A 12,097-nucleotide genomic window follows, 5' to 3' on the forward strand; every position below is an offset into this window, starting at 1 on the left:
CTCAAAGCCCGCCATCCTGCATCGTCTTTGCTAAAATCCGAACTATGTCCAAGAGTACCGATCGCATCAATCTGACTAACCAGTTCCTGATCGCCATGCCGAGCATGGCCGATCCCACGTTTTCAGGAACGGTGGTCTACCTTTGCGATCATAGTGAGCGCGGCGCGCTCGGCCTCGTGATCAACCGGCCGACCGATATCGACCTGGAAGCGCTCTTCAGTCGCATCGATCTCAAGCTCGAGATCGAACCCCTTCTTCATGTGCCCGTGTATTTCGGCGGCCCGGTGCAAACCGAGCGTGGCTTCGTGCTGCACGATCCGAAAGACGGCAATGCCTATACGTCGTCAATGTCGGTGCCAGGCGGGCTTGAGATGACCACGTCGAAAGACGTGCTCGAAGCCGTCGCGAGCGGCACCGGTCCGGAGCGCTTCCTGCTCACGCTTGGCCATGCCGGCTGGGGCGCGGGTCAGCTCGAAGAAGAGATTTCGAAGAACGGCTGGCTCACCGTTGAAGCCGACCCGAAAATCGTTTTCGACGTGCCCGCGGAAGAGCGCCTGGAAGCGGCGCTCGCGCTGCTCGGCATTTCACTGTCGATGCTGTCGGGCGAAGCAGGTCACGCATGAGCCTGCCGGCCGGACGTGAGGCGACGCTGCTTGCGTTCGACTATGGTGAAAAGCGGATCGGCGTGGCGGTGGGCAATTCGCTCACCCGTAGCGCACGGCCGCTCGTGATCGTGCAGAACCGCAGCCGCGAATACCGCTTCGAGGCGGTCGGCAAGTTGATTGCTGAGTGGAAGCCGGACGCGCTGATTGTCGGCTTGCCGATGCATCCAGACGGTACGCCGCACGAAATGACCCAACTCGCGAAGCGCTTCGGTAATCAGCTGAATGGCCGCTTCAATTTGCCGGTTACGTGGATCGACGAGCGCTACTCGTCGGTCGAGGCAAAGGCGGAAATCCGCGCCGGCAACGGCCGCGCCGACATGCTCGACGCCCAGGCCGCCAGCATTATCCTCCAGCAATATCTAGACGGACTTTCCGACGATCATGAGTTCCATTGATGCCGAAGCGCTCTACGGCGCTTTGCTCGAACAGATTCGTGCCGCTTATGGTGACAAACTCTGCGCCGGGCAAGACGATGCCGAAGGCGCTGTGCTGGCCGGTATCTACAGCGGCGGTGCGTGGCTTGCCGAGCGCCTCGCGCGCGACCTGCAGGTTCCGAGCTTCGGCGTGGTGAATGTCGCGCTGCATCGCGACGACTACGCGAAAAAAGGCCTGCACTCGCAGGCGAGCCCAACCTCGTTGCCGTTTTCCGTGGACAAGCGCCGCATCGTGCTGGTGGACGACGTGCTGTACACCGGCCGCACGATTCGCGCGGCGTTGAACGAACTGTACGACTACGGCCGTCCGGCATCGGTCGAACTGGCGGTGCTGGCCGATCGCGGTGGACGCGAACTGCCGGTGGCGGCGCGATTCGTCGGCGGCGTGGTGCAGGTGCCCGCCGATGCGACGCTTGTTCTTGCCCGCGAACAAGGTGGAGTCGATGGCAACCCGCATTTCACGTTCCACACTGAAGCACGCGTTGATTGAACGCGACTCCGCATATCCAGCAAAGCGGGTTCACGCGCTGCGGCACTGAACGCGCAGATTGAGCCGTCACACGCAGTCAGCATCGACGCCGTACACGTTGAAGCCCGTATTTGAAGCAGGTACACCATGAACACCGCCACCCAGGCCTCCCAGGATTCAGCCGACAGTGCCACCGAGCGCTTCCGTTATGGCTTCCTGAAGGGCAATCCGCAGCTCACGAAAAACGGCGAGCTCAAACATCTGTTGTCGATCGAGGGCTTGCCGAAGGCGATCGTCAATCACATTCTCGATACCGCCGACCAGTTCGTCAGCGTGACCGATCGCGAAGTGAAGAAGGTGCCGCTGTTGCGCGGCAAGTCGGTGTTCAACCTGTTCTTCGAGAACTCGACGCGCACCCGTACCACTTTCGAAATTGCCGCGACGCGTCTTTCGGCGGACGTGCTGAATCTGAACATCAATGCTTCGTCGACGAGCAAGGGTGAGTCGCTGCTCGACACGATCAACAATCTCTCGGCGATGCATGCCGATATGTTCGTCGTGCGCCATGCATCGAGCGGCGCACCGTATCTGATCGCCCAGCACTGCGCGCCGCATGTGCACGTGATCAATGCCGGCGACGGCCGTCACGCACACCCGACCCAGGGTCTGCTCGACATGTACACGATCCGCCACTACAAGAAGGACTTCACGAATCTGCGCGTGGCGATCGTCGGCGACATTCTGCATTCGCGGGTCGCGCGCTCGGACATTCATGCACTGACCACGCTCGGTGTGCCGGAGGTGCGCGCGATCGGTCCGCGCACGCTGCTGCCAGGCGGTCTCGAGCAAATGGGCGTACGCGTATTTCATAACCTCGACGAAGGCCTGAAAGACGTCGACGTGATCATCATGCTGCGTCTGCAAAACGAGCGGATGAGCGGCGCGCTGCTGCCGTCGGCGCAGGAGTACTTCAAGAGCTGGGGTTTGACGCCGGAGCGCCTCGCGCTCGCCAAACCTGATGCGATCGTGATGCACCCGGGCCCGATGAATCGTGGCGTCGAAATCGATTCGCAGGTGGCCGACGGTCCGCAATCGGTGATTCTGAACCAGGTCACGTTCGGTATCGCGGTGCGCATGGCGGTGATGGGGATCGTCGCGGGCAATCACGACTAAACCGCTTGGCTACACACGCTTGGCTACACAATAAGGCAGCGCATGAAGATTCATATTCAAGGCGGCACGCTGATCGATCCGGCAGCGGGCACCGAACAACAGCAGGACATTTTTATCGCAGCGGGCAAGATCGTCGCCATCGGCAACGCGCCCGCTGATTTCAACGCAGCGAAGACGATCGACGCTAAAGGCCTGCATATCGCGCCAGGCCTGGTCGACCTGTCCGCGCGCCTGCGCGAACCAGGCTACGAACACAAGGCGACGCTCGAATCCGAAATGGCCGCGGCGCTTGCGGGCGGCGTGACGAGTTTGGTCTGTCCGCCGGATACCGATCCGACGCTCGATGAACCGGGCCTCGTCGAGATGCTCAAGTTCCGTGCGCGCAATCTGAACCAGGCGCATGTGTATCCGCTCGGCGCGTTGACTGTTGGCCTGAAAGGCCAGGTCATCACCGAGATGGTCGAGCTGACCGAAGCGGGCTGTATCGGTTTTTCGCAGGCCGACGTGCCGGTAGTGGACACGCAGATATTGATGCGCGCGTTGCAGTACGCGAAGACCTATGACTATACCGTGTGGCTGCGTCCGGTCGATGCGTATCTCGGCAAGGGCGGCGTGGCCGCGAGCGGTGCACTGGCATCGCGGCTCGGTTTGTCTGGCGTACCGGTGTCGGCTGAGACGATCGCACTGCACACGATCTTCGAACTGGTCCGTGTGACGGGCGCGCGGGTGCATCTGTCGCATGTGTCGTCGGCGGCGGGCATTGCGTTGATGCGCGAGGCCAAGGCCGAGGGCTTGCCGGTGTCGTGCGACGTCACCGTGAACCATGTGCATCTGATCGACGTCGACATCGGCTATTTCGACGCGCAATTCCGGCTCGACCCGCCGTTGCGCCAGCAGCGCGATCGCGAAGCGATCCGCGCGGGTCTCGTCGACGGTACGATCGACGCGATCTGCTCCGACCACACGCCGGTCGACGACGACGAAAAGCTGCTGCCGTTTGCTGAAGCCACGCCGGGCGCGACGGGCCTCGAGCTGTTCCTGTCGTTGACGCTCAAATGGGCCGACGAAGCGGGCGTGCCGTTGGCAACGGCGCTGAACCGCATCACCACAGCGCCGGCCGACGTGCTGAAGCTTGAGGTGGCCGGACGCATCGCCGTGGGCGCCGTTGCCGATCTCTGCGTGTTCGACCGCAACGCGTATTGGCGCGTCGAGCCGCGTGCCTTGAAGAGCCAGGGGCACAACACGCCGTTCCTCGGCTATGAACTGCCGGCGCGCGTGCGAGCGACCATCGTGTCCGGTCACGTTGCATTCGAACAGCGTTAATATCCGCGCCATTGCCCAGTTACGGAAAGCTCCGACAATGAAGCTCGCGTTACGCAAGGCCCGTCTCATCGCGCATCTGCTGCACGGCATGTGGATCGTCGCGACTCGCTTTCCCAAGGCTGGTGCGGATGGGCGGCAGACGCTCAACCGCAAATGGTCGTTGAAAATGCTGCGTTTGTGCGGCATGCAGCTCGTCGTGCATAACGACAGCGTGCGACTCGATCGCGGCGCGCTGGTGGTCGCCAATCACATCTCGTGGATCGATATCTACGTGATCAATGCGTGGCGGCCTACGCCGTTCGTGTCGAAGGCTGAGATCCGGCAGTGGCCAGTGGTCGGCTGGCTTGCGCAGCAACTGGACACGGTGTTCATCCAGCGCGAGAAGCGCAGCGACGCGAAGCGGATCATGCATGAATTGTCCGACCGCCTGAGCACTGGCGAGCTGATGTGCGTGTTTCCTGAAGGGACGACGTCAAGTGGTCTGGCGCTGTTGCCGTTTCACGCGAATATGTTCCAGGCCGCCGTGTCGGCCTCGGTGCCGGTGCAGCCGCTTTGCATCATGTATGAAGATGCGCAGGGCCGGCAATCCACCGCGCCTGCGTATATCGACGATCTGACGCTCGCTGATTCGCTGAATATGTTGCTGAGGGGGGGGCCGTTGACAGCACACGTGTATGTCGGCGTGCCGCTTGCGCCGGGTGCGGACAGGCGCACGCTGGCGGCGGAGGCGGAAGGGGTGATTGCAGCGGCATTGCGGGAGATGCAGGGCGGCATGACGAGGTCCGGTGCTGCGATCGCTGCGTCGATTTCATTGCCCGACGCGTCTGACGCCTCCAGCGTTTCGCCGACGCTGATCGAACCAGTCGATCAGTCCGGCCGGTCGGCTTAACACGGCGGCTTAGTTACCGCCGCCTGCCACGCGGCAAGTTTCACAGTCGACTTGTGTCAGCGTGCGTTCTGCGGGATTTTGCGCAAGACGCACGGCGGAAAGTTTCTCGCCCCATACGCAGCCGGAATCCAGGCCGATCAGGTTATCGCGCAAGGTCAAGCCGAGCGCGGCCCAATGGCCGAACACGACGGTGACATTCGCGGTCTTGCGCGACGGCACGTCGAACCACGGCATGCTGCCCGGCGGCGCGGAATTCAGCCCGCCGCTGCTGCTGAAATCCATCGCGCCTTCGGCATTGCAGAAGCGGATGCGCGTTAAGGCGCTGCAAGTCAGGCGCAGCCGGTCGATGCCCTTGATATCGGGCGTCCAGCGATTCGGCTCGTTGCCGTAGAGTCCCGCGAGCGTTTCCTTCCAGTTCGGCGCGCGCAAAGCCCGCTGCAGTTCGTCGGCGAGCTCCATCGTCAGGGCGGCGTCCCATTGCGGCAAAACACCCGCATGCACCATCAGCATGCCGTTGTCGAAATGCGCGAGCGGACGGTGGCGGACCCATTCGAGCAGGTCGGCCGCATCCGGCGCGGCGAGAATATCGTCGATCGTGTCGCCTTTCTTCGACTTGCGAATTCCCGCCGACACCGACAGCAGATGCAGGTCGTGGTTACCCAGCACCGGTACGGCGCGATCTCCCAGCGCGATGATGTCGCGCAGCGTGGCGAGCGATTCGGACCCGCGGTTGATCAGGTCGCCGGCGAACCACAGTGGCGTGCCATCGGGCGGCGCGGCCTTGGCCAGCAACTGCTGGAACGGCGTGCGGCAGCCTTGCAGGTCGCCGAAGGCGAGCGGTAGCGGATGCGGCTGGGTCGGGGAAGTGAAGGCGGTAGGTGCTGTCATCGGGGAGTCGGTGCAAATCGATACACGCAGGTACGCACGAGACGTGCCGCGTTGGGCGGTGCAACATGCTAGCGTGACATAATATCCGGTTTGAAGCGCTAATATCGGGCATTGCGCCGTCAGAGGCCGCTAGCCAGCACGACCGCCAAGGGCGGGTGCATTATTGCAATACAACAGGAAGATCCTCGTGAACGGAGAAAGCATGTCGTCTGCCCATGCGACGCAACCTATTCGCACCCTCGTGACCGGGGCGAGTGGCTTTACCGGCCGCTATCTGGTGGAGAACCTGCTCGGCCGCGGCCATACCGTGATCGAGACGGTGGGTGGCCGCGACGAGCCGGAAACGCCGACGCGGTTGCGGCTCGACATCACCTCGCCCGACGCTTGCCGCCGCGTGATCGAAATGACGCGGCCCGACTACATTGTGCATCTGGCGGCGATCAGTTTCGTCGGCCATAACGACCCGCTCGACTTCTACCGCGTCAACGTGATCGGCACGCTGAATCTGCTGGAGGCCTGCGCGGCTGTTGGCCATACGCCGCGTAAGCTGTTGATTGCGAGCAGCGCGAACGTTTACGGCAATGTCACCAGCGATGCCATCGACGAAACCTTCCCGGTCACGCCGGTGAACCACTATGCCGCCAGCAAGGCGGCAATGGAAACGATGGTGCGGACCTGGTTCGACCGCTTGCCGATTCTGATCGTGCGGCCGTTCAACTATACGGGCCGTGGCCAGGCATCGAATTTTCTCGTGCCGAAAATCGTCGAGCATTTCGCACGGCGCGAGCCGACTATCGAGTTGGGCAATATCGACGTGGCGCGTGATTTCTCGGACGTACGCTACGTGGCGAACGCCTATGAGGCTTTGCTCGACTCGGCGGCCGCTGCTGAAACGGTCAACGTCTGTACCGGCACGCCTTATACGCTGCGGGAGATCCTGTCGGCGGCAAGCGATCTGACCGGACATGAACTCGAGATTCAGATCAATCCTGCTTTCGTACGACAAAGCGACGTGAAGATGCTGGCCGGATCGCCGGCCAAGCTGCGCTCGCTGGTGCCGAAGGTCGAGTCGATTCCGTTCATGGACACGCTGCGCTGGATGTTGGCGGCTTAACTGGCGCATCCGGCGGTATCTGCGGGCATCTACCGTTATCTCGCGATGCGGGGTCGCATGGTGGCGCGCTTAGGCCTAAGCGACTACCGGTGTCACGCGTCGTCGTGTCTCATGCAGGCCGTGCGGCGCCGCAACCCGGTTACCCGCCCGAGCAGCGGGCCGGTTCGGTCCGCTTGCGCACACGCCCTCTGGTGGCGGCACTCGCCGTCAAACCACCCCCTCGGAAATCAATGGAAACCAAACCTGTCAAGCTGTTTCAAGTTGTTAGGGTTCTAGTTTTTGCTCCGGGCGGCTTTATAATCAGGGCTTCATAAGATTGGCGTTTGAGCGCCTGCCCGCGGTGCGAGGGGCGGCGGCGGGCGTTGACAAGAATCGGATACCACAACGCGAGGTGGGTAGATCGGCGAGCTGATTCCGATCTGCCACCAACATCTAGAAGGGAATTTCATGATTCTGGTAACGGGCGGTGCCGGCTTTATCGGCGCCAATTTCGTGCTCGACTGGCTCGATACGTCGGACGAAGCGGTGCTGAATGTGGACAAGCTGACCTACGCGGGCAATCTGGGTACGCTCAAGTCGCAACAGGCCAATCCCCGGCATGTGTTCGTGCGAGCCGATATCTGCGATCGTGCCGCGCTCGACGCGCTTTTCGCCGAGCACAAGCCGCGTGCCGTGCTGCACTTTGCCGCTGAAAGCCATGTGGACCGTTCGATCCATGGCCCGGCTGATTTTGTGCAGACCAACGTGGTTGGCACTTTCACGTTGCTCGAAGCCACCCGTCAGTACTGGAATGCGCTCGGCGAGGCCGACAAGGCTGCGTTCCGTTTCCTGCACGTCTCGACCGACGAAGTGTTCGGCTCGCTGTCCGCTACCGATCCGCAATTCTCGGAAACCACGCCGTACGCGCCGAATAGCCCCTATTCGGCCACCAAGGCGGGTTCCGACCATCTGGTGCGCGCTTACCATCATACGTATGGTCTGCCGGTGCTCACCACGAACTGCTCGAACAACTACGGCCCGTATCAGTTCCCCGAGAAGCTGATTCCGCTGATGATCGCCAATGCGCTCGGCGGCAAGGCGCTGCCGGTGTACGGCGACGGTCAGAACGTGCGCGACTGGTTGTATGTCGGCGACCATTGCAGCGCGATCCGCGAAGTGCTCGCGCGCGGCACGCCGGGCGAGACGTACAACATCGGTGGCTGGAACGAAAAGAAGAACCTCGACGTCGTGCATACGCTGTGCGATCTGCTCGACCAATTGCGTCCGAAGGCGGGCGCTTCGTACCGCGATCAGATCACCTATGTGAAGGACCGTCCGGGGCATGACCGTCGTTATGCGATCGACGCCCGCAAGCTCGAGCGCGAGCTCGGCTGGAAGCCGGCGGAGACCTTCGAGACCGGCCTCGCCAAGACGGTTCAGTGGTATCTGGACAATCAGGTGTGGTCTGACGAAGTCGCTTCGGGTGAGTATCGGAAGTGGGTTGAGACTAACTACGCGCAGCGCGCGTAAGGGCACGGCATGGCGCGCAAAGGCATTATTCTCGCGGGTGGATCGGGCACGCGCCTGTATCCGATTACGCACGTCGTATCGAAGCAGTTGCTGCCGGTCTACGACAAACCGATGATCTATTACCCGCTGTCCACGTTGATGGTGGCGGGTATTCGTGACGTACTGATCATTTCCACGCCGCAAGATACGCCGCGTTTCGAAGCCATGCTCGGCGACGGCAGCCAGTGGGGCATGAATATTCAGTACGCGGTTCAGCCTTCGCCGGATGGTCTTGCGCAGGCGTTCATCATTGGCCGCGACTTTGTGGGCAACGATCCGTCGGCGCTGATTCTCGGCGACAACATCTTCTACGGCCACGATCTCGCGAAGCAGCTCGAACGTGCCAACGAGAAAGATGAAGGCGCTACGGTGTTCGCGTATCACGTGCACGATCCGGAGCGTTACGGCGTTGTCGAATTCGACAAGCAGTTCCGTGCTCTGTCGATCGAAGAGAAGCCGGTCAAGCCGCGCTCGAACTACGCTGTTACCGGCTTGTATTTCTACGACAAGCAGGTTTGCGATATCGCGGCGGACATCAAACCGTCGCCGCGTGGCGAGCTTGAAATCACCGACGTCAACTCGCGTTATCTGGCCAACGCCGCACTCAATGTCGAGATCATGGGGCGTGGCTATGCGTGGCTCGACACGGGCACGCACGATTCGCTGATCGAAGCGGCGACGTTCATCGCGACGCTGCAAAAGCGCCAGGGTCTGGTGGTTGCGTGTCCGGAAGAGATCGCGTACCGGCAGGAATGGATCGACGGGGATCAACTCCTGAGGCTCGCCAAACCTCTCGCGAAGAACGCCTACGGGCAGTATCTGCAAACCATTCTTACGGATCAAGTCGCATGGCCATCCAAGTAACTGCTACCGCGCTGCCTGAAGTCAAGATTATCGAGCCAAAAGTTTTCGGCGATACGCGCGGCTTCTTCTTCGAAAGCTTTAACGCGCGCGAATTCGCTGAGTACGTCGAGGCCGACGTCGAGTTTTTGCAAGATAACCACTCGCGTTCTGCGAAGGGCGTGCTACGCGGCTTGCACTACCAGGTTCAGCATGCACAGGGCAAGCTGGTGCGCGTGGTCGAAGGCGAAGTGTTCGATGTCGCAGTGGATATCCGCAAAAACTCGCCCAATTTTGGCAAATGGGTCGGAGTGACGTTGTCGGTCGGCAATCACCGACAATTATGGGTGCCGCCAGGCTTTGCACATGGTTTCGTCGTGCTGTCCGAGTCGGCGCAGTTCCTATATAAAACCACCGACTATTGGTTTCCGGAACACGAGCGCAGCATCGTCTGGAACGATCCGGAAATCGGCATCGAATGGCCGATTGACTTCGAGCCGTTGCTGGCGGCTAAAGATGCGGCAGGTAAGCGGTTGCGCGAAGCTGAAGTTTTCGCTTGAGGTCGCGATGAACCAGGAAGCCACCATTCTCATTACCGGTGTCAACGGCCAAGTCGGTTTCGAGTTGGCGCGAACGCTGCAAGGGCTCGGGCGCGTTGTCGCCATGGATCGTAGTTCCATGGACTTGTCCGACCTTGAGCGAGTGCGCTCGACCGTTCGCGACTTGCGACCATCAATTATTGTGAATCCGGCGGCTTATACGGCCGTCGACCAAGCGGAGACTGATGTCGACGGCGCGATGCGTATCAATGCTGATGCACCTCGCGTGTTGGCGGAGGAGGCCGCGCGAAGCGGGGCCACGCTCATTCATTATTCGACGGACTACGTATTCGATGGCACCAAAGCGGGTGCCTACGAAGAAACCGATGTGACCAATCCACAAAACGTGTATGGCAGCAGCAAGCTCGCTGGAGAGCAGGCAATCACGGCAAGTGGCTGTGCGCATCTGATTTTACGAACAAGTTGGGTTTATGGTCGGCGAGGTAAGAATTTTCTCCTAACCATGCTGAAACTGGGCGCCGAGCGACCAGAATTGCGCGTGGTCGCGGATCAAATCGGCGCGCCGACCTGGGCAAACACGATCGCAACTTCGACTGCTCACATCGTAGCCCAGAGCATCTCCGCAGAGGATTCCGCCGAGTGGTGGCGGGCCCGCTCCGGCACTTTTCATTTGACGTCCGCTGGGGAAACGTCTTGGTTTGGTTTTGCCGAGGCAATATTCAATCTGGCTATGGAGGGAGCGGGGCCAAGGGTGACGCCTATCGCTGCGAGCGAATACCCGGTTCCCGCCACGCGGCCAGCAAACTCGAGGCTGTCACATCGCAAGCTCTCGGAGACGTTCGGGTTCTCTCTGCCAGCGTGGGAAGATGCCTTGCGGCTTTGCTTGGCCAATTGACGTGCACTTATCCGAGCTGTGTCCTTTCACGCGATATCTCTCAGATGTGTGCGTGGCGCTGGCCGTGCTTTTTCTACGCCGGGTGGGAACGTGTTTGGATATAGATTGCTCACGTATTTCAAGCCACAGACGAACTCATTACCGCGATAGCGGTTCGCGCTGTTGATTTGGTTGGCCGCAAGGTATCAACGATTCCGGTTCTCGCGCATCGTAGGGGAAAGTGCGATAGTGATCGGTTCACGTGAAGTGCTTCACCGTCTTTGCGGCGCTTGCAAGTCGTGTGGACGGGCTGCCTCGGCCGCTGCGGGTCATTTCTAATGTGCGCGTCTCTGAAAATGCGGGAAGGTACAGAATGCTGCAAGACTCGGATGAACGATTAACGTGACCGGACATCAAGGGACTGGCATTGTCGTCGTTTTTTACCGGCCGGACGGCGAGTGCGTGCGGAACGCAAATCGATTGGTAGGGTTTGGATGCTGCGTCGTTATCGACAATACCGAGGAAGCGCGAAGCGCATCGGAATTAGGTCTCGATGATCGTATCGTGTATGTGCCCAACGGACAAAACCGTGGAATTGCAACGGCTATCAATCAGGGTATCGAGCGCCTAATCGCAGCAAAGTGCACGACCGCGCTTCTTTTTGACCAGGATAGCGACCCGTCGCCAGAATTGCTGACTCGCTTGCCAAGGTTGCTCGAGGTAGAGTTGCGAAAGGGGGGGCGTGTGGCAGTCATCGGGCCTGCTTACGAAGATAGCCGTCTCGGTGGCGTCGCGCCGTTCGTGCGCTTTGGCTGTTTAAAGCTCCGGCGGATACAACCGACCGGTTTCGAACCGATTGAGGTGGATTTCTTGATAACCTCGGGGTCGTGTCTGAACTTGGCGGCGTGGCGCGATATTGGCCCAATGGAAGACACACTTTTTATCGATTTCGTCGATCTTGAATGGTGTGTAAGAGCGCGCTCGAAGGGCTACGCTGTGTTAGGTGCACCGACGCTACGACTTGTACACGCGCTGGGTGGTGAGCCGTTGCGAATTTTCGGGCGGACCTATCCGAGTCATAGTCCGGTACGCCATTACTACATGTTCCGGAATGCGGTCGCACTAGTGAAGCGTAGCTACATTCCGTGGAGTTGGAAGTCGACCGAGCTAGTGAAGTTTCCGGTTCGTTTGGTGCTCTATGCGCTGTTCATGCGGCCCCGAGGGAGCCACCTCCATATGGCTATCTTGGGTATTTGGCACGGTTTGACGGGGCGGACCGGCGAACTCTAGGTACAGGCACGGGCCTGCACCGATGTCCAG

General features: G+C 60.6%; 13 protein-coding genes. 12 read left to right on the plus strand and 1 reads right to left on the minus strand.

The features are described from left to right. The first annotated feature begins 44 nt into the window (after positions 1-44). From PQR40_RS17330 to PQR40_RS17355, 6 genes are all read left to right on the plus strand, one after another. A complete protein-coding gene (locus PQR40_RS17330) occupies positions 45-623 on the plus strand; it encodes a YqgE/AlgH family protein (RefSeq protein WP_054041678.1) in 579 nt (192 codons plus the stop codon). After that, positions 620-1,060 (plus strand): Holliday junction resolvase RuvX, encoded by a 441-nt coding sequence (gene ruvX / locus PQR40_RS17335; RefSeq protein WP_408332982.1) that lies wholly within the window; start codon positions 620-622, stop codon positions 1,058-1,060. Before PQR40_RS17330 ends, ruvX begins: the two co-directional genes overlap by 4 nt. Continuing rightward, the gene (gene pyrR, locus PQR40_RS17340) at positions 1,047-1,589 is read left to right on the plus strand and encodes a bifunctional pyr operon transcriptional regulator/uracil phosphoribosyltransferase PyrR (protein ID WP_408509455.1); all 543 of its coding nucleotides are present in this window, start codon (positions 1,047-1,049) and stop codon (positions 1,587-1,589) included. Before ruvX ends, pyrR begins: the two co-directional genes overlap by 14 nt. 126 nt (positions 1,590-1,715) lie before the next feature. Next, positions 1,716-2,741 (plus strand): aspartate carbamoyltransferase catalytic subunit, encoded by a 1,026-nt coding sequence (locus PQR40_RS17345; RefSeq protein WP_120346234.1) that lies wholly within the window; start codon positions 1,716-1,718, stop codon positions 2,739-2,741. 42 nt (positions 2,742-2,783) lie between these two features. Beyond that, positions 2,784-4,064: a dihydroorotase gene (locus PQR40_RS17350; RefSeq protein WP_408509456.1), complete on the plus strand. Its 1,281-nt coding sequence runs from the start codon at positions 2,784-2,786 to the stop codon at positions 4,062-4,064. 37 nt (positions 4,065-4,101) lie between these two features. Continuing rightward, positions 4,102-4,953, plus strand: coding sequence for a lysophospholipid acyltransferase family protein (locus PQR40_RS17355; RefSeq protein ID WP_408509457.1), 852 nt, complete (start codon positions 4,102-4,104; stop codon positions 4,951-4,953). A gap of 9 nt (positions 4,954-4,962) precedes the next feature. Here the strand turns inward: PQR40_RS17355 and PQR40_RS17360 are convergent, their stop codons facing one another. Beyond that, positions 4,963-5,841, minus strand: coding sequence for a symmetrical bis(5'-nucleosyl)-tetraphosphatase (locus PQR40_RS17360; protein WP_408390531.1), 879 nt, complete (start codon positions 5,839-5,841; stop codon positions 4,963-4,965). A gap of 202 nt (positions 5,842-6,043) precedes the next feature. Here PQR40_RS17360 and PQR40_RS17365 point away from each other — a divergent pair, with 202 nt between their 5' ends. From PQR40_RS17365 to PQR40_RS17390, 6 genes are all read left to right on the plus strand, one after another. After that, positions 6,044-6,955: a GDP-mannose 4,6-dehydratase gene (locus tag PQR40_RS17365; protein WP_408225832.1), complete on the plus strand. Its 912-nt coding sequence runs from the start codon at positions 6,044-6,046 to the stop codon at positions 6,953-6,955. Positions 6,956-7,402: 447 nt separating this feature from the next. Beyond that, positions 7,403-8,464 carry a dTDP-glucose 4,6-dehydratase gene (gene rfbB, locus PQR40_RS17370; RefSeq protein WP_408509458.1) on the plus strand — a complete coding sequence of 354 codons (1,062 nt, stop codon included), beginning with the start codon at positions 7,403-7,405 and terminating at the stop codon, positions 8,462-8,464. Between the two features lie 9 nt (positions 8,465-8,473). After that, complete coding sequence (gene rfbA / locus PQR40_RS17375) at positions 8,474-9,367, plus strand: glucose-1-phosphate thymidylyltransferase RfbA (RefSeq protein ID WP_408509459.1); 894 nt, start codon at positions 8,474-8,476, stop codon at positions 9,365-9,367. Beyond that, a complete protein-coding gene (rfbC, locus tag PQR40_RS17380) occupies positions 9,352-9,903 on the plus strand; it encodes a dTDP-4-dehydrorhamnose 3,5-epimerase (RefSeq protein ID WP_408509460.1) in 552 nt (183 codons plus the stop codon). The genes rfbA and rfbC overlap by 16 nt, the downstream gene beginning before the upstream one ends. Before the next feature lie 7 nt (positions 9,904-9,910). After that, complete coding sequence (gene rfbD / locus PQR40_RS17385) at positions 9,911-10,798, plus strand: dTDP-4-dehydrorhamnose reductase (protein ID WP_408509461.1); 888 nt, start codon at positions 9,911-9,913, stop codon at positions 10,796-10,798. 381 nt (positions 10,799-11,179) lie between these two features. After that, positions 11,180-12,067, plus strand: a complete 888-nt coding sequence (locus PQR40_RS17390) for a glycosyltransferase family 2 protein (RefSeq protein ID WP_408509462.1) — start codon at positions 11,180-11,182, stop codon at positions 12,065-12,067. Positions 12,068-12,097: the final 30 nt, after the last annotated feature.

The sequence above is a fragment of the Paraburkholderia sediminicola genome (assembly GCF_046026855.1).
GTDB classification, from domain to species: Bacteria; Pseudomonadota; Gammaproteobacteria; order Burkholderiales; family Burkholderiaceae; genus Paraburkholderia; species Paraburkholderia sediminicola_A.